The organism is Streptomyces sp. NPDC091279 (assembly GCF_044757465.1).
Classification (GTDB): Bacteria; Actinomycetota; Actinomycetes; order Streptomycetales; family Streptomycetaceae; genus Streptomyces.
In genome coordinates, this window is record NZ_JBIVVA010000001.1 from 184,996 (window position 1) to 202,371 (window position 17,376).

The window sequence follows — 17,376 nt, forward strand, 5'->3', positions numbered from 1 at the left end:
GGGAGTTCAGGCGGCTTCGGCGGCGGTGTCGACGCCCAGGCGCTCCAGCAGACCGGCGCGCAGTGCGGCGAAGCGGGGGTCGGTGATCTCCCGCGGCCGGTCGAGGTCGATGTGCTGCTCGTGGGCGATCACCCCGTCGTCCATGACGAGGACCCGGTCGGCGAGCAGCACCGCCTCCTCGACGTCATGGGTGACCAGCAGCACCGCGCAGCCCCGGCGCTGCCACAACTCGCCCACCAGGCGCTGGGCCTTGATGCGGGTGAGCGCGTCGAGCGCGCCGAACGGCTCGTCCAGCAGCAGGAGATCGGGCTCGCGCACCAACGCGCGCGCCAGCGAGGCGCGTTGGGCCTCGCCGCCGGAGAGCGTCTTGGGCCAGGCGTCCGACCGATGGGCGAGACCGACCTCGTCCAACGCCTTTTCGGCGACGGCGCGTTCGGGGTGGCCGGGCAGGCCGAGCAGGACGTTGCGCCACACCTTCTTCCACGGCATGAGGCGCGGCGACTGGAAGGCGACCGCCTTGCGGCGCGGCACCAGGACGGTGCCCTCGATGTCGCGGTCGAGCCCGGCCAGGATGCGCAGCAGCGTGGACTTGCCGCAGCCGCTGCGGCCGAGCAGCGCGACGAACTCCCCTGGACGGACGTCGAGTTGGAGGTTTTTGATGACGGCGCGGCCGTCGAAGGAGCGGGTCAGCCCCTCGACGTGGACCGCCTGCCCGGTCACCGGCCGGTGAACGTCGGTCGCCATTGCAGCAGCAGCCTTTCGAGGGAGCGGACGATGAAGTCGGCGAGGAGGCCGAGGAAGGCGTAGACGATCAGGCAGACCACGATCACATCGGTCCGCAGGAAGTCCCGGGCCTGCACCATGAGGAAGCCGATACCGGCGTCCGCGTTGATCTGCTCGGCGAAGACCAGCGCCAGCCAGGCCACGCCGAGCGAGAAGCGCAGCCCGGTGAGCGCGCCGGGCAGCGCGCCCGGCAGCACCACGTGCCGCACCAGACCCCACCGCGACAGCCCCAACGACTCACCGGCCTCGATGAGTTGGGAGTCGACGCCGCGGATTCCGGCGTAGACGTTGAGATAGAGCGGGAACGTCACGCCGAGGGTGATGATGGCGATCTTGGGTGCCTCGCCGATGCCGAACCAGATGATGAACAGCGGGATCAGACCGACGAACGGCACGGTCCGCAGCATCTGCACCGGCGCGTCCACCAGGTCCTCGCCGGCCCGGAACAGTCCCGCGACCAGGGCGAGTCCGGTGCCGACCAGGGTGCCGAGGAGCAGCCCGAGGGCGACCCGGCGGAGCGAGATGCCCATGGCCGAGGCCAGCGAACCGTCGCCGATCAGATCACCGGCGACCTGGGCGATCCGCCCCGGCGACGCGAGCACGTCGGAGCCCAACACGCCGGTGCTGCTGAGGAGTTGCCACAGGGCGAGCAGCAGCACGGGGCCTGTGGTGCGGCGCAGCCAGCGCGGGACGCGGGCACGGCGGGTGGAGGAGGGGACGAGCGCCACGAGGTCGGGGGCGGCGGCACCTTCACCGGAGGTCGCGGACGATGATTTAGCCGACATGTCATGTTCTGGCGAGCCGGGCGGGGCATGGCTGATGCTCACGGGTGCTCCATGGGGGCGAGCGGCCGACGGGAGAGCCGCACCTGCGCGTCGGCGTCGCCGGGCCACGACAGCGTGGGCGGAAACAGCGGAACGCGGGAGAAAAGGGAAAGGAGAATGCAGAGAGAAGGGCGTCAGCAGCCGCGACAACACGCGGCGGAGGCCACCCGCAGCAGGTCGATGTGACCGCGCGTGGTGAGCATGGCTGAACGCAACATGCGGCCGAAAGTAGCCAGCGGGACCGCCAACGGTCAATGGTGTCTCGCGGAGTGGACCTCCCGTATCACCCTCCGAGCCACCGACGACTCCGGCAACCCCGCGAATGGGTCAGGATGGGGTCATGTCAGCCGCATTCACCACCCGCGTCCTCTCCGTCACCTCCGGCTCCCGGGAACGGGTCGTCGACCTCACCCGCGACTGCGAGGAGTTCCTCGCGGAGGCGGCGGCCGGCCGCGACGGGCTCCTCAACATCTTCGTCCCGCACGCCACGGCCGGCGTCGCCGTCATCGAGACGGGCGCGGGCAGCGACGACGACCTCCTCGCCGCCCTGCACACGCTGCTCCCCGCCGACGGCCGCTGGCAGCACCGCCACGGCACCCCCGGCCATGGCCGTGACCACGTCCTCCCGGCGATCGTCCCCCCACACGCGACGCTGCCGGTCCTGGCAGGCCGACTCGAACTGGGCACCTGGCAGTCGGTGTGCCTGGTCGACACCAACGTCGACAACCCTGAACGACAGGTGCGGCTGAGCTTCCTGGGGTGAGGGCGGTCGCCGGGTCACCGCTCCAGCGGACGTGCCCCGGGTGCGCTCCCTGGGAGACAAGTAAAAGGAAGGGGAGACGCCGAGACCTTGGCTCGAACTGTCCGATGCTCACGGCCGAACGAACCTGAAACCCCGGCACCCCGCCCCGACCGGCCGATCGACGTCTCCCGTACACCGGGGGAACCTCAAGCCAAGGTCAGTAGTCCTCGCCGAACGCGGCCCGCTGCCGCTTCTCCAGCCAGCCCCGGAACAACGCCGCCACCGGCGGTGCGGGCACCCCGCCGCGCTCGCCGGGACCGGCCACGGAGGACAGCCAGGCCGGCATGAACTTCAGGGTCCAGCCCGGTGCCGTCTTGCGCATGTGCGTCGCGAACCCTTTCCAGGTCTGTCTGTCGAGCACCGGGGCGAACCGCCCGGCCAGTTCACGTTCCTCGTCCCCGGCATGCCGGGCGAGCTGTTCGCGCACGGCCGCCGTCAACGTCGCCACTTCCGCCTCCGCGCCGGGTGCCGTGCCCAGGTGGCGGCTGACGTCGTGCCAGCTGTGCAGCACCTTCGACAGGTCGGCGTGCTCGGCGATCATCAGGGTGAGCGCCTCCTCGTCGGCGCCCAACTGCCGCAGCCGGGGCCAGAGATACTCGTCCTCGCCCTCGTGGTGATGCTCGATCAGCTGGAAGAGCTTGTCGACGTACTCCCTGAGCGCGACGGCCTGTCCGGGGTCCGGCGACACCGCCAACCGCTCAGCGGCACGACCGACCCGGTCCAGATCCCGCACCATCGCCCGATGGGCAAGCACCATCGTCTGATGACCGGCATACAGAACATCGGAGGCCTGAGACATGACACTCCTAGAGGGGGAGTATGAGGTGGTGGGCCGACACACTCACCAGGCGGTGCGCGAGGGATCGTTCGGCGGTCATCGACGCAAGCACCTCCTGGGCGAAGAACCCGGCAGTGGCAATCTTGCCCAGACACAGGGCCCGTCGCGCTCGGATCACGCCACCGCCACCGCCACCGCCACCGCCACCGCCACCGCCACCGCCACCGCCACCGCCATCGGCCGGCAGCCGCGCCAAGCCCGCCGCGACGATGCACAGTCGGCCGTCCTGGACCAGACGGGCCCTCTCCAGTCGGAGGAGGTCCGCCCGGCAGCTGCCCAGCCCCTGTCCCTGTTCTCGTCGCCTTCCCTGTTCCGGGACCGAGCAGGTCAGGCCGGCGGCGGTCAGTGTGCGGGCGGTGAGGGTGAGTTGACCGGTTGCTGACGGTTCGACGGACGGCCCGGCCTCAGCCGTCGGGGAGGCCGGAAGCTGGAGCAGCGCCGCGATGATGGCCGTCCGCACCCAAGCGGCGGTCACCGTGCCGGAGTGCGCGGCGTGGGTGGCAGGGGGCGCCAGGCGAACGCCAGCGCTCCGCCGAGCACGGCGAGCAGCATGCCGACCAGGAAACCGCCGAGGTCGGCCATCGGGCAGGAGAGCAGGCCGAGGAGGCAGGCCGCCGCCCACGCCGCCTTCGTCCTCGGGGCCGCCTACGTCGTCACCGGCTCCGTCAACCAGGCCTGCGTCGAGGCCGGGACCTCGACCGCGGTGAAGGAACTCCTCGCCCGGGCGGGAATCGCCGACTGCACGATGGCCCCCGCCGCCGACATGTTCGAACTCGGCATCGACGTCCAGGTGTTGCAGCGCGGCAGCCTCTTCCCCGGCCGGGCCGGCTGGCTGTACCGGCTCTACACCGAGCACGGCGGACTCGACGAGCTGACGGACGCCCAGCGGGAGCGGCTGGAGCGACAGGTTCTCCGGCGTGGCCTTCCCGACGTCGAACGCGAGACCCTTGCCTGGCTGGCCGAACACCACCCGGAGGCGGCCGCGCGGGCCGCCACGGACCGCAGGTTCAGGATGGCCGCCGTCTTCCGCTGGTACCTCGGGCAGTCCTCCCGCTGGGCCTCGGACGGCGAGCCGGACCGCACCGTCGACTACCAGATCTGGTGCGGCCCGGCGATGGGCGCCTTCAACGCCTGGACCGAGGGCACCCCGCTCGCCGCCCCCGAGCACCGCCATGCCGCCACCGTCGCCCGTGAACTCCTCACCGGCGCCGCCTACCACGCCCGCGTTGGCCAACTCCGCCTCGCGGGGGTCAGGTTGCCTGCCGCCTGCGCCGACTACCGGCCGGGCAGCTCCGCCTGACCGGCCGCAATCTCCACACGACCGGCTGCGACCTCGCTCACGGCACAACCGTGAGGTCTTCGGCCCGTTGGAGGCGGGCCTGTTCGGTGGGGGTGGGGGCGATGTGGCGTACGGCGCGGCGGAGCAGTGGGGGTGCCATCAGGGACGTGGCTATCGCTATGAGCAGGACGATCGTGTACGAGGCCGTGTTCAGTACGCCCAGTTGGAGGCCGATGCCCTCGACGATGATCTGGATGACGCCGCGTGCGTTCATCCCGGCGCCGAGGACCAGGGCGGCGTGGCGGTCGAGGCCGGCGACACGGGCGCCGAGCAGGGCGCCGGCGAACTTGCTCACGGTCGCCACGGCGAGCGCGCCCAGGGCCGCCAGCAGGATCTGCGGGGTGCCCAGGGCGAACAGGTTCATCCGCAGGCCCGCCTCCGCGAAGTAGAGCGGGGCGAGCACCGACAGCGCGACGGAGCGCAGCGGCGTGAGACCGCTCCGCGCGTCCGGGCCCGCGGCACCGATCAGCAGCCCTCCCATGAGCGCGCCGAACGACGCCTCCATCCCCAGGGACTGGGTGGCCGCAGCGCACCCGACGATCACCACCGTCGCCGTACCCGCCACCGCCCCCGGGGTCCGTGCCCCGGCCAGCAGCCACCGGACCGCCGGGCGGCCCAGGAACACGGCGCAGACCGTGATCAGCAGCAGCCGGACCAGCGGCCCGGCGACCGAGCCGAACGCGAGCCCGCCCGCCGCCATGGCGGACGCCACCGACAGCAGCATCCACCCGGCGACATCGTCCACCACCCCGACCGCGAGGGTCAGTTGGGCGATGTCCCGGTGCAGCAGCCGCATGTCCGACAGGATCTTGGCGATCACCGGCAGGGCACTGACGCACAGGGCCACCCCGATGAAGAACGCGAACAGGCCGCGCCCATGACCGGCCGGCACCAGCGCGGCCGGTGCCACGAACCCCGCGGCGATGCCGAGTCCCAGCGGAACGACCAGGCCGAAGGCGCCCACGACGAGCGAGGTCCGGCCGGTGCGCCGCACCAGAGCGAGGTCGATCTCCAGCGCGGTCGTCCCCACCAGGAGGAGCACCCCGAACTGGCCCACCGCGTCCAGGAGATGGACCTGGGACGCCTGTGACGTCCCGAACCAGCCCTGGAGTCCGGGGGCGAGCCGACCGAGTACCGTCGGACCGAGCAGCACCCCCGCGGTCAACTCCCCGGAGACGGCGGGTAGTTGGAACCGCTCGGCGACACGCCCGAGCAGCAGCGCGGCAGCGAGCAGCAACGCCACCTGGGCCAGCAGCACCAGCAGGGAGTGCCCGCCCAACGGCGAGGCGGTGACGGGCGCCATGGCGCGTTCCTCTCGTCTGACATCATCTTCTGCTGACCGGATCGTCTGCGGAGGGTTGACCTGTGACCGTGCGTATCTCCACCGAAGCCCGTGACCTGGGGCTCGCCCATGCGCGTGCCTGGCGGCTCAGTTCGCCCGCCGGGCTGCTGCGGGACGACGGGCTCAACGCCGAGCAGGTCGCCGCGATGTACGACGCGCAGGCGCCGTTGCCCGAGGGGTATCGCAAGCTGCTGGCCGGGTTGGGGCACCCCGAGGTCGTTCCGGCCGGGGAGCGGCTGCGGGACGTCGTCGCCGGCCGGGGCTGGGCGTCGCACGGCGCGGTCGTCGACGCGGTGAGCGTGGCCACGTTGCGCCACGGGGCGGGCATCGGACTGCACCGGATGCCCGGGGCGGGGCAGGAGCTGCTGATCCGACGGGCCTCGGGCGGCGAGCGCATCGTGCCCGCCTTCTCCAGCAAGTCCCGGCCCGTCCCGGTGGGCGACCTGCTCTACGGCGTGGCCGCGCCGGACGGCACCGGCTTCGAGCCGCTGGCGTGGCTGGGGCGGCGCGACTGCGACGCGGCCGGGTGGCAGGTCGCGGACGGCGACCGGGAGGCCGTGATGGTGGTGCTCGGCTGCCCCGGGGAAGGGGCCGAGCACACCGAGGAGATCGGGCGGACGGTGGCGCGGATTCTCGCCGAGATCCGTCCGGACGTGCACGTCGAACCGTTGGCGTGAGGACCCCACGGCCCGGCCCCGCTCCGGTGCGCCGGGCCGGGCCGTGGGCTCAGACCGCATCCGTCAGACGGCGGTCGAGGTGGCGGCCGATCTCGGCCAGCGGGCCGCTGCGGGTCATGTCCTTGTGCTCGCAGGCGATGGGGTGGTTCTCCACCGTGCCCCGCACATACGGCTGCCAGTCGCGGTGGGAGAGGCTCGGGTCCAGCTGGTTGACGGTGGCGGTGAAGAACAGCAGGTCGCCGTCGAGGACGGGGTGGTGGGCGGTCCGCTGCTGGCGGCCCGCGGCGACGAAGGTGTCCATCACACCCTGGAGGGAACGCTCGGACAGTTCGGACAGGACACCGCCCTGCCGGGCGATGGTCTCCATGACCCGGGCGCGGGTGAGCGGCGCGCCCTCGTCCAGTTGCGACAGGTCGTAGTGCGACATGTACAGCAGCGAACGCAGGGCCTGCTGTTCGTGGTCGGCGGCGAGCCGCTCCCAGGGGTAGGCGGGGTAGGAGTCGAGCATCGCGAGGAGCGCCACCCGCTCACCCTGTTCTTGCAGGGCGGCGGCGATGGTGTGCGCGAGGACGCCGCCGAAGGACCAGCCGACCAGGTGGTAGGGGCCGTTCGGCTGGACCTCGCGGACCCGCGCCAGATACTCCCGCGCGGTCTCCTCCAGGGTGGCGAGGACCGGGAGTTCGCCGAGCAGGGCCCGGGATTGCAGCCCGTACAGCGGGCGGCGCTCGTCGATGTGACGGCGTAGCCCGGTGAACGGCCAGCTCAGGCCGGACGCCGGCGGCAGGCAGAACAGCGGGGGCAACGGGCCCTCGGTCCTGATCGGCAGGACCTGGCCGAGCGCGGCCCGGGCGCCGGTGCCCCGGGCGGTCGCGGAGGCCGGGGCGTGTCCGTCGCGGCTGTCGAGGTGGGCGGCGAGGGCGGCCGGGGTGGGACGGGTGAACAGGTCGAGCACGGGCACGTCCCAGCCGAGGTGGGCGCGCAGCCGGGTCTGGACGCGGGCCAGCAGCAGGGAGTGCCCGCCCAGGTCGAAGAAGTTGTCGTGGGCGCCGACGGTGCCGGCGGCCAGCCCGAGGGCCGACTCCCACGCCGCCGCGACCATCTGCTCGGTGCCTTCGGCGGGCGGCACGGCCGGGGTGGCCCGCCCCGTGCCGGAGCCTGACCCCGGGCCCGTGGCGGGCGGTTCGGTGGCGGCGAGGGCCTTGCGGTCGACCTTGCCCGAGGTCAGCAGGGGCAGGGCGGGCAGCACGGTGCAGTGGCGCGGGACGAGGTACTCGGGGAGTTTGGTGCGCAGCCACTCGGCCAGGTCGGCGCTGGTGGGCGGCGTCCCGGCATCGGCGCGCGGGGTGCACCAGGCGGTCAGCTGCTCGCCTCCCGCGCCGCGCCGCACCACCACGGCGGCCTGCCTCACGTCCGGGTGCGCGGTCAGCAGGGACTCGATCTCCTCCAACTCCACGCGCACGCCACGGATCTTGACCTGGTTGTCGGCCCGGCCGAGGAACTCGATGTTGCCGTCGGGGCGGTGCCTGGCCAGGTCACCGCTGCGGTACAGACGGCCGCCCCGCTGCCCGGAGAACGGGTCCGGCACGAAGGACTGCGCGGTGCGCCGGGCCTCGCCCAGATAGCCCCGGCCGAGCGGCACCCCGCCGATGAACAGCTCGCCGGGGACGCCCGCCGGTACCGGCTGCATGGCGGCGTCCAGGATGTACACCCGGGCGTTGGGGTTGGGGCGGCCGATGGTAATGCCGTGGTCGGCGGTGCCCCGGTAGACCTGGCAGGTGACGCCGATGGTGGTCTCGGCGGGACCGTAGCCGTGGTACATCGTGGCCGCGCCGAGACAGGCACGGAAACGGCGGAACAGCTCCGGGGTCAGCACCTCGCCGCCGCACCACACATGCTTGAGGGAGGCGCCCGAGGCCGCGGCGTCCGGGTGCTCCAGCATGATGTCCAGCACCGAGGAGACCAGGTAGACGAAGGCGATCCGCTCGGCGCGGACCAGGTCGAGCAGATAGGCCACGTCGCCCTCGCGCCCCGCGTCGGCGACCACGAGCGGCGCGCCGCAGGCCAACGGCAGGAAGATCTCGTTGACGGAGATGTCGAAGGTGAGCGGCGCCTTGTGCAGGACCGGATCGTCGGGGGTGAGACCGAGCAGACCGATCTGCCAGGGCAGCCGGTTGCTGATCGCCCGGTGCCGGATCATCGCCCCCTTGGGGACGCCGGTGGAACCCGAGGTGTGGATGACGTACGACAGGTTCTCCGGGGCGATCCGCACACCGGGGTCGCACTCCGGCTGCTTCGGGAACCAGGCATCCAACTCACCTTCGGACAGGGCGAGTTCGACGGCCGGGACCCCCTCCGGCAGGGCAGCGGTGTCCCCGGGACGGGTGAGCACGGCGACCGGCGCGGCGCTGTCGGCGATCTGGGCCAGGCGGTCGGCCGGCCAGCTCGGCTCCATCGGCACGAACGCCCCGCCCGCCTTCTGCACGGCGAGCAGACCGATGACGAGTTCCGCGCCGCGCGGCAGGTGGATGCCGACCGTGCGCTCGGGGCCGACGCCCAACTCGGCCAGCCGGTGCGCGAGACGGTTGGCGAGAACGTTCAACTCCCGGTAGGTGAGCCGGTGTTCACCGGCGACCAGGGCGGTGCGCGCCGGGTGCGCGGCGGCCTGCTGCTCGAACATCACGGGGAAGGGGCGCGGATCGACGGGCGCCTCGGTGTCGTTCCAGCCACGCACGATGCGGTCCCGCTCGGCGTGCGAGAGCAGCTCGTGGCGGCCGATCGGCGCCTCGGGCGCGGCCAGGACCTGCCGCAGCAGCCGCAGCAGCCGTTCCACCAGGGCGTGGGCGCTGTCCGCGTCGAACAGGTCGGTGGCGTACTCCAGGAAGCCGTCGATGCCGGGTGCCTCGGTGGCCCCGGCCGGGGTCGAGGGGGCGGCGTCGGACAGGGACAGCGTCAGATCGAACTTGGCCGAGCCGTTGTGGCGGTGCAGCCGCTCGGCCTCGATGCCGGGCAGCGCGGGGGCCCGGCGGGCGGTGCCGTAGGAGAGCATCACCTGGAACAGCGGGTGCCGGGCGGGGGAGCGGACCGGGCTCACCTCCTCCACCAGACGCTCGAACGGCACGTCCTGGTGGTCGAAGGCGGCCAGATCGGTGGCGCGGACCCGGTCGAGCAGCTCGGCGAAGGACGGATCGCCGGAGGTGTCGGTGCGCAGCACCAGGGAGTTGGCGAAGAAGCCGACCAGTTCGTCGAGGGCGTGGTCGGTGCGCCCGGCCACCGGGGTGCCGATCGCGAGGTCGGTGCCCGCGCCGAGCCGGGTGAGCAGCGCGGCGAGGGCGGCGTGCAGGGTCATGAACACGGTCGCCCCGTGCCTGCGGGCCAGTCGGCGCAGCGTGTCGTGGAGCGCGGCGTCGATGCGCACCGGCACGGTGGCCCCTCGGTGGGACGCCACGGGCGGCCGGCGCCGGTCGCTGGGCAGCTCGATCTGGTCGGGCAGTCCGGACAGCTGGGTGCGCCAGAACTCCAGCTGCCGCTGGGCCAGTTCGGAACCGGCGGCGGTGAGGGCGGTGTGCCACAGCGTGTAGTCGGCGTACTGGACGGGCAGCGCGGGCCAGGCGGGGGCGTGCCCGGTGCGGCGGGCCGCGTACGCCTCGGCGAGGTCCGTGCCGAGCGGTGCGAGCGACCAGTCGTCGCAGGCGATGTGGTGCACCAGCAGGAGCAGGACGTGCTTGTCGGGAGCGAGGCGGAACAGCCGGACGTGCAGCGGGGGATGGGCGGCCAGATCGAAGGCGAAGCGACTGGCGGCGGCCAGCGCGGCGTCGAGACGCATCGCCCGGTCCCGCTCGCCGGACAGATCGGTGACGTGCAGCTCGGGGACGGCCCGCGACGGCGGCAGCACCTGCTGAACGGGTTCCCCGTCGACCGGCCCGACGACCGAACCCTCGGCCTGGCCGGTGTCCGGGCCGTGCGTCTCGTCGGTGCCGTGCGCGACCGGGAACACCGTCCGCAGTGACTCGTGCCGGGTCACCAGGTCGGCGAGGGCGGCGCGCAGGGCGTTGCGGTCGAGGGTGCCGGAGAGCCGCACGGTGTAGGGGATGTTGTAGGTGGGGCTGGGGCCCTCCATGCGGTGCAGGAACCAGATCCGGCGCTGCGCGTCGGAGAGCGGGAGCGGCGCGGGCCGGTCCGCGCCCGGTACGGCGGTCAACGGCGGTCGCAGCGCCGGGACCTCCTCCGCACCCTCCGTGGAGGTGGCCCGCGCCTGCTCCGCGCGCCCGGCCAGGCGGGCGGCGAGACGGGCCGCGGTGGGGGCCTCGAAGATGTCACGGACGCCGAGTTCGGCGCCGAAGGCGTGGCGGGCCCGCCCGACCAGGCGGGTGGCGAGCAGGGAGTGGCCGCCGAGGGCGAAGAAGTCGTCGTCGGGGCCGACGTGGGCGAGCCCGAGCAGCTCCGCGATCAGTGCGCAGAGCGGTCCCTCGTGGGGGCCGGTGGGCGGGCGGCTGTCCGCCGCGCCGCCGGACGGGGCCTGCGGGGCGGGCAGCGCCGAGGCGTCGAGTTTCCCGTTGGGGGTGAGGGGCAGGGCGGGCAGCAGGGTGAAGGTCGCGGGCACCATCGGCGCGGGCAGCAACGCGGCGACGTGCCGCCGCAGTTCGGCGGGGTCGGGGGCGCCGGTGATGCCGTGCCGGGGGACGGCGTACGCGGCGAGGGCGGGCTCACCCGAGTCCGAGTCCGAGCCCGAGGTCGAGACCGGGGCCGGGGCCGGGGCCGAGTGCGTGCCGGGGGCGCGCAGCACCACGGCACACTGGGCGACGCCGGGGTGGGAGAGCAACGCGGCCTCGATCTCGCCGGGTTCGATCCGGAACCCGCGCAGTTTGATCTGCTGGTCGGCGCGGCCGAGGTGGTCGAGACGGCCGTCCGGGCAACGCCGTGCCAGGTCGCCGCTGCGGTACATACGGGCGCCGGGCGGGCCGTACGGGTCGGGCAGGAAACGTGCGGCGGTCAGTCCTGGGCTGTCCAGATAGCCGCGGGCGAGACCGGGGCCCGCGACATACAGCTCGCCGGTCGCCCCCGGCGGCACCGGGCACAGCGCCGGGTCGAGGAGCCGCACCCGCAGGTCCGGCAGCGCGGTGCCGATCAGACCGGTGGCACCGGGCGCGGTGTCCTCGGGGCCGAGGAGGCGCTGCGTGACGTGCACGGTGGTCTCGGTGATGCCGTACATGTTGGTGAGCCGTGGCGTTTCCTCGGGGTGCCGGCGGTACCAGTCGGCCAGGGCGGCCGGGCGCAGCGGCTCCCCGCCGAAGATCACATGGCGCAGGGTCAGACGCGCGCCGGTCGCCGGGTCGGCGGCCTCGGCCGCCGTCAACTGCTCGAAGGCGGTGGGGGTCTGGTTGAGGACTGTGACCCGCTCCTTGGCGAGCAGCCGCAGGAAGTCCGCGGGGGAACGGCTGACCGCGTACGGCACCACGACCAGTCGCCCGCCGCGCAGCAGGGCGCCGAACAGCTCCCACACCGAGAAGTCGAAGGCATAGCTGTGGAAGAGCGTCCAGGTGTCGGCCGGCCCGAACCCGAACAGGGCGTCGGTGGTGTCGAGCAGCCGCACCACGTTGCGGTGCGGGACCACCACACCCTTGGGCAGGCCGGTGGAGCCGGAGGTGTGGATGACGTACGCGCAGTCGTCCGCGCCCGCGCCGGGGACCTCGGGCGGCGTCGCCGGGTGACGGGCGAGAGCCGCCCGCACGGCAGGCGCGTCGAGCACCAGGGGCGGTGTCGCGTCGGCCGCCGCCCGCTCCGCGTCCGGCCGGGTCCAGGACGTGCTGTCGGTGAGCAGCAGGGCGGGCCGGGCGGCGGCGAGGACAGCGGCGGTGCGGGCGGGCGGCTGGTGCGGGTCGAGCGGGACGTAACCGGCGCCCGCTTTGAGCACCGCGAGGACGGCCACCACCAGATGGGCCGAACGGGGCAGGGCGAGCGCCACCAGCGACTCACGGCCGATGCCCCGGGCCCGCAGCTCGTGCGCGAGCCGGTTGGCGCGCTCCTCCAAGTCGCCGTAGGTGAGCTGGAGATGGCCGAAGACCACGGCGACGGCGGCCGGGTCGTCCGTGGCCCTGCGGTGGAACAGCTCGGCGAGGGTCGCGGTGCCGGAGGCGGGGTCCTCGACGGGGCTGTGCGCCGGGTCCGGCAGGTCGGACAGGAGGTGCTGCGGCGTCGTTGCGGAGAGTTCCGGGACCGCTGCCCGCTCCTCCTCGCTCACCATCGGCACCAGGCCGATCGGCCGGTCCGGGTCGGCCGTCAGCACGGCGGCGACGTCGCGCAGCCGCCGGTGGTGGGCGCGCAGAGCGGCGTCCGGGTAGCGGTCCGGGGCGGCGTCCAGGGTGAGGGTGGCAAAACCGTCCGCGGGGTGGTCGCGGAAGGTGATCGTGAGGTCGTCGACGGGGCCGGCGGACAGGTGGACCACCCGGGCCGACAGTCCCTCGAAGGCCAGCTCGGGCGTGCGTAGGCCGACGTTGACCAGCGGTCCGGTGAGCGCCTCGCCGACCGGCACCCGCAGATCACGGCGGATGTCCTCGCCGCGATAACGGGCGTGACGGCGCAGCTCGCGCAGCCGCTCACGGACCTGGGCGGTCAGCTCGCGCAGGGTGGCTCCCGGGCGCACCGTCAGCACCAGCGGCAGCACGTTGACGGTGTTCGCGGGGACACGGGCGGCGGCCGAGCCCAGGCGCCCGGCGTACGGCAGGCCGAGGACCACGTCCTCGCGCGCGGTGACCCGGTGCAGATAGGCGGCGACCACGGCGAGCCGTTCCTCGGCACCGGCGGCCCCGGCGGTCGCGGCCAACGGCCCGTGGGCGCGCCGGAACCACGGCGCCTGCGGCGCGTCGCCCGCATCGGAGACGACAGCGTCGCGGCGCCCGTCCGCCCCCGCCGGTGCTGTTCCCTCCGACCCGGCTGCGCGTTCCGGCGCGGCCGGCCGGAGGTCCGCCGGGGGCGTCCACCGCGCGAGCAGGTCGGTGAAGTACGCGCGGTCCTCCTCGTGCCGGGGCGAGTCGCGGTACTCCCGCTCCTCCGTCAGCAGTGCGCGCGGGTCGCAGAAGCGGACCGGCGGCCGCCGCTCACCCCGCACCGAGGCGCCGTACAGCTCCGCGACCCGCTGCTGGAGCAGGGTGACGGCGTAACTGTCGACGGCGATGTGATGGCAGGCGAAATACCACAGGTGCCGTTCGGGGCCGGTGCGCAGGACGGCGTGGGTGAAGACGGGGTCGCGGGCCAGGTCCCGGGGCCGGGCCAGGTCCCGGCCCATCCACTCCAGGGCGAAGGCGTGCGGGTCCGGCTGGTCGCACGCGTCGACCAGCCCCTGCCCCCCGTCCGGCGCCCCCTGCTCGGCGACGGGTTCCGCCCGGTCCCCCGAGGGCTCGCGGTACCGCAGCGAGAGAACGTCGGCCTCGGCGACCGTGGCGCGCAGCGCGGCCTCGAACCGGGTGACGTCCAGCGGCCCCGTCAGCTCCACGTACTGGGCGCAGTTGTGGGACGGGCTGTCCACAGTGCGCTGCTGGGCGTACCAGATACCGGCCTGCGCCGAGGTCAGCGCCTGTGCGGCCGGTGGATCGGGGACGGTGTCGGGAGCGGGGACGGGCATGGCGGGGCTGCTTCCCTCGGAGGAGTCGTGGGGACGGGGGTGGGGGCGGGTGTGCATCGGGTCGGGACGGTGGGGTGAACGTCCTTGCACGGTGGGGGCGTTGGTGACCCTGGGGCGGGCGGGGGTGAACGTCCCCGTGCGGTCGGGGTGGTGGCGATCCCGGGGCGGTGGGGGTGAACGTGCCTGTGCTGTCAGGGCGTTGGCGGCCCCAGGGGCAGTGGGAGTGAACGTCCTTGTGCTGTCAGGCCGTTGAGGACTCCGCGGCGCGTACGGAGCGGGGGCGGAGGTCCGTCCAGACCTCTTCGATGTGGGCGAGGCAGTGGTCCCGGTCGCCGGTGACACCGGTGTGCCGCCAGCCCGGCGGAAGGAGCCGCCAGGCGGGCCAGAGGGCGTACTGCTCCTCGTCGTTGACGACGGCGGCCCAGTCGCCGTCGGTGTGCTGCGTCTCGGTCACTGGGGTTCCTCGGGTGCGGCGCCGGTGCGGTTGCGGACGGCGTGGAAGGGGCAGGCGGGCAGGGTGTCGCCGGGGGCGTCGGGCAGGAAGTACTGGCGCCACTCGCGGTTGTCGGCGTTGCCGAAGTCGCCCAGTTCGGGGGCGGGTTCGAGGGCGTCGTAGCGCCGGATGCGTTTACGGATCACCTGGCGGGCGCGGATGCCGCGCGGCGAGTCCGGCTCCAGACCCTCGAAGACCCAGCGGGGCTGGAAGGTGATGACGAATCCGGGGCTGTGCCGGCTGTTGCGGGTGATGTGCGCGGGCGTGTTGCACACCACGAAGATCTCGGTGCCGCCGAAGGAGAACTCCCACAGCGGGTGGTCCGGATCGGTCGGGGTCTCCTCGGGCCAGGGGCTGCCGTCCTTCTCGTGCAGGAACTGAAGCACCGACCAGAATCTACTGAAGTACTCCTGCTGGCTGAGGAGTTGGTCCTCGGGCTCGTCGGGGCCGAAGAAGACCACCAGGGAGGTGTCCTTGCCCAGCTCCTGGTAGCAGGCGAGGTAGGAGGTGAGGATGTCGGTGAGCGGCCCCCAGGTGCCGGGGTCGTGCGCGCTGTCGACGAAGCCGAAGCGCAGGGTGTTCTTTTTCGCGGCGGCGACCCCGAAGGTGCAGGGGAAGGGGTTCTGCCCGGACAGCAGGGTGGCGATGAGCTGATGGGCCACCGGCCGTCCCCAGGAAGGCAGTTGGCCGAGCGTGGCGGCGGTGAGGGCGTCCGGGGCCAGTGGCTCCGGGAGATCCGCTTCGGGTGCGGACACAGAGATGTTCTCCCTCCAGGGCGGGGGACGAGGGGAGTGGGGAGCGGGACGAGGGGAGTGGGGAGCGGGACGAGGAGAGCGGGGCGAGGGAAGTGGGTGAGGGGAGTGGGGAGTTGGGCGAGCTGAGGAGTTGCGGTGGTGGGAGGACGGGGGGCGGGTTGGGCCGCCCCCTCACGTCCGCCTCAGAGCCGCCGGCACATGCTCAGAACGGTCGGCACATGCTCGGAACCGCCGGCACATGCTCGGAACCCGCCGGTAGATCCTCAGAACCGCTGGTACATCTCCTCCGGGATGATCGGCTGGTGGTAGGTGCACTCGCCGGAGAGCACCGTGGAGCCGTGCAGCCGGGTCACCGGGATGAGCACTTTGTCCCCCTCGTGCAGCTCTATCTTGTGGGTGACGTTGTTCCAGAAGTGCATCTGGCCGCGCTCGACCATCACGAGACGGTGCTCGTTGTGGACGTGCGTCGTGGAGGTCTCCTCGTGGCTCTCCACGAAGGTGTCGAGGTCCACCTCGATGTTGTTCTCCTTGAGGTACGCGTCGATGCGCGCGGCCTTCTCCTGGTGCTCGGGGATGGTGTCGGCCCAGGCCAGCTGCTTCGCCAGGTCCTCGTCCCACAGCTCGGCGAACCAGCGGGCCTCGGCGAAGCCGCGCCGCATCCGCCCGACGCCCTCGGCGCCGAAGTAGCCGTGCACCGTGGCCAGCAGACGGTCCGTCAGATCGCCGACGGCGGCCAGGGCCGTGGCCGACGAGGTGCCGTCGGCGGTGGCGGGGGCGAGGCGGGCGAAGAGGTCGGTGTGCAGTCCGAGGCCGTCCTCGATGACCTGGGTGTACTGGCCGGCCTCGACGGACTGGTCCAGGGTGTGGTGCAGCAGGGCGCCCAGGAACTCCGGGTACTTCTCGCGGGTGCGGGAGAGGTGGTGGAGGTGGTTGCCCCGGCCGAGCGAGGAGCCCAGGTACAGCTGCCAGTACGCGGCGGCGGCGGGCTTGAGGTCCGCGCCGGCGAGCAGGGTCCGGTAACTGTCGTGCGCGCCGACCCAGGTGCGGTACTCGTCGAGCAGGTATCCGCGCCCGTCGGGGTGGGCGGCGTCGAACTCGCCGAGGGCGGCCCGTCCTGCGGCGGCCCGTGCGGCCGGCAGGAACGCGCTCAGCTGGAGCAGGAAGAAGGTGGCGGACGCCTTGCGGTCGGTGGTCGACAGGGCGGCGATGTGCACGAGTCCGGGCTCGGCGAGACGGTGCTCGTGGTGGGCGCGCACCTCCTGGCGGAAGGTGTCGGGAGTCACGGCCTCCGGCGCGCCCAGCGTCTCGTCCAGCGGCGCGAACAGGTGCCGTTCCAGGATCGGTCCTGCCAGGGCGCCCAGGACCCGGTTGCGCTCGCAGTAGAAGGCGGCGCCGTCCTTGTCGCCGGGGCCGCCCAGGGCGGGCGGCAGGTACAGCAGTTCGGCGTCGTAGACGTTGCGGAGCATGCGGTGGCCGAGGAGGGCGCTCAGCTTGAGGGACTTGGCCGCGGGCATCGGCCGGGCGTAGTTCAGCCAGGCCAGGTCGTCCGGGCGGACCGGGCGGCGGTACGGGTTGTCCTCGGTGGTCAGCTCCTCCCAATCGGCCGCGCGGAAGGCGGAGTTGGCGGCGAAGGCCTTGACGACGGCGTTCTCGTCGTGCGGGTCGAGGCCGAGGTCGGCGAGGACGGGGTTGCGGGAGGCGGTGGTCTGCGACGACATGGGGTCTCCACAGGAGAGCGGGATCGTTTGGAACGGGCCGGGGACCGGCGATGCGCCGGTGGCGGCCAGGAGAGGGCGGCCGGGGCGGAGTTGCGGTACGGGGACAGCGAAGTCCGGCCACCATGACTTAGGTAAGCCTAACCTTACTTTCCTTGGAGTCATGTGTGTGTTTGGTGGAGCAACTGCA

General features: G+C 73.1%; 14 protein-coding genes. 3 read left to right on the top strand and 11 right to left on the bottom strand.

What is annotated here, in order from left to right:
- Window positions 1-6: 6 nt before the first annotated feature.
- The 3 genes from ACIQOU_RS00780 to ACIQOU_RS00790 all read right to left on the bottom strand — a co-directional run bounded on the left by ACIQOU_RS00780 (window position 7) and on the right by ACIQOU_RS00790 (window position 1,825).
- Window positions 7-744, bottom strand: a complete 738-nt coding sequence (locus ACIQOU_RS00780; protein ID WP_401532696.1) for an ABC transporter ATP-binding protein — start codon at window positions 742-744, stop codon at window positions 7-9.
- Window positions 717-1,610, bottom strand: coding sequence for an ABC transporter permease (locus tag ACIQOU_RS00785; RefSeq protein ID WP_401532697.1), 894 nt, complete (start codon window positions 1,608-1,610; stop codon window positions 717-719). Before ACIQOU_RS00785 ends, ACIQOU_RS00780 begins: the two co-directional genes overlap by 28 nt.
- 131 nt (window positions 1,611-1,741) lie before the next feature.
- Window positions 1,742-1,825 (bottom strand): putative leader peptide, encoded by an 84-nt coding sequence (locus ACIQOU_RS00790; protein ID WP_401533603.1) that lies wholly within the window; start codon window positions 1,823-1,825, stop codon window positions 1,742-1,744.
- 122 nt (window positions 1,826-1,947) lie between these two features.
- Between ACIQOU_RS00790 and ACIQOU_RS00795 the strand changes: the two genes are divergently transcribed.
- Complete coding sequence (locus ACIQOU_RS00795; RefSeq protein WP_401532698.1) at window positions 1,948-2,370, top strand: YjbQ family protein; 423 nt, start codon at window positions 1,948-1,950, stop codon at window positions 2,368-2,370.
- Window positions 2,371-2,566: 196 nt separating this feature from the next.
- On the opposite strand, the gene ACIQOU_RS00800 is transcribed toward ACIQOU_RS00795, so the two are convergent.
- From ACIQOU_RS00800 to ACIQOU_RS00810, 3 genes are read right to left on the bottom strand one after another with little or no spacing between them, the layout of a single operon-like run.
- Window positions 2,567-3,208 (bottom strand): hemerythrin domain-containing protein, encoded by a 642-nt coding sequence (locus tag ACIQOU_RS00800; protein ID WP_401532700.1) that lies wholly within the window; start codon window positions 3,206-3,208, stop codon window positions 2,567-2,569.
- A 7-nt stretch (window positions 3,209-3,215) separates the two neighbouring features.
- Window positions 3,216-3,722 (bottom strand): hypothetical protein, encoded by a 507-nt coding sequence (locus ACIQOU_RS00805; protein ID WP_401532702.1) that lies wholly within the window; start codon window positions 3,720-3,722, stop codon window positions 3,216-3,218.
- Entirely contained in the window at window positions 3,719-3,829 is a 111-nt protein-coding gene (locus ACIQOU_RS00810; RefSeq protein WP_401532703.1) for a DUF6114 domain-containing protein, read from the bottom strand. Before ACIQOU_RS00810 ends, ACIQOU_RS00805 begins: the two co-directional genes overlap by 4 nt.
- Between ACIQOU_RS00810 and ACIQOU_RS00815 the strand changes: the two genes are divergently transcribed.
- Window positions 3,798-4,547 carry a hypothetical protein gene (locus ACIQOU_RS00815; protein ID WP_401532705.1) on the top strand — a complete coding sequence of 250 codons (750 nt, stop codon included), beginning with the start codon at window positions 3,798-3,800 and terminating at the stop codon, window positions 4,545-4,547. The two genes, ACIQOU_RS00810 and ACIQOU_RS00815, sit on opposite strands and share 32 nt — an antisense overlap.
- A gap of 37 nt (window positions 4,548-4,584) precedes the next feature.
- On the opposite strand, the gene ACIQOU_RS00820 is transcribed toward ACIQOU_RS00815, so the two are convergent.
- The gene (locus tag ACIQOU_RS00820; protein ID WP_401532707.1) at window positions 4,585-5,889 is read right to left on the bottom strand and encodes a cation:proton antiporter; all 1,305 of its coding nucleotides are present in this window, start codon (window positions 5,887-5,889) and stop codon (window positions 4,585-4,587) included.
- Between the two features lie 62 nt (window positions 5,890-5,951).
- Here ACIQOU_RS00820 and ACIQOU_RS00825 point away from each other — a divergent pair, with 62 nt between their 5' ends.
- The gene (locus ACIQOU_RS00825) at window positions 5,952-6,605 is read left to right on the top strand and encodes a hypothetical protein (RefSeq protein WP_401532709.1); all 654 of its coding nucleotides are present in this window, start codon (window positions 5,952-5,954) and stop codon (window positions 6,603-6,605) included.
- Window positions 6,606-6,654: 49 nt separating this feature from the next.
- On the opposite strand, the gene ACIQOU_RS00830 is transcribed toward ACIQOU_RS00825, so the two are convergent.
- The 4 genes from ACIQOU_RS00830 to ACIQOU_RS00845 form a co-directional block, all read right to left on the bottom strand.
- The gene (locus ACIQOU_RS00830; RefSeq protein ID WP_401532711.1) at window positions 6,655-14,223 is read right to left on the bottom strand and encodes an amino acid adenylation domain-containing protein; all 7,569 of its coding nucleotides are present in this window, start codon (window positions 14,221-14,223) and stop codon (window positions 6,655-6,657) included.
- Window positions 14,224-14,464: 241 nt separating this feature from the next.
- Window positions 14,465-14,677, bottom strand: coding sequence for an MbtH family protein (locus ACIQOU_RS00835; RefSeq protein WP_401532713.1), 213 nt, complete (start codon window positions 14,675-14,677; stop codon window positions 14,465-14,467).
- Window positions 14,674-15,471: a YqcI/YcgG family protein gene (locus tag ACIQOU_RS00840; RefSeq protein ID WP_401532714.1), complete on the bottom strand. Its 798-nt coding sequence runs from the start codon at window positions 15,469-15,471 to the stop codon at window positions 14,674-14,676. The genes ACIQOU_RS00835 and ACIQOU_RS00840 overlap by 4 nt, the downstream gene beginning before the upstream one ends.
- A gap of 263 nt (window positions 15,472-15,734) precedes the next feature.
- Window positions 15,735-17,189, bottom strand: a complete 1,455-nt coding sequence (locus ACIQOU_RS00845) for a hypothetical protein (protein ID WP_401532716.1) — start codon at window positions 17,187-17,189, stop codon at window positions 15,735-15,737.
- Window positions 17,190-17,376 lie beyond the last annotated feature (187 nt).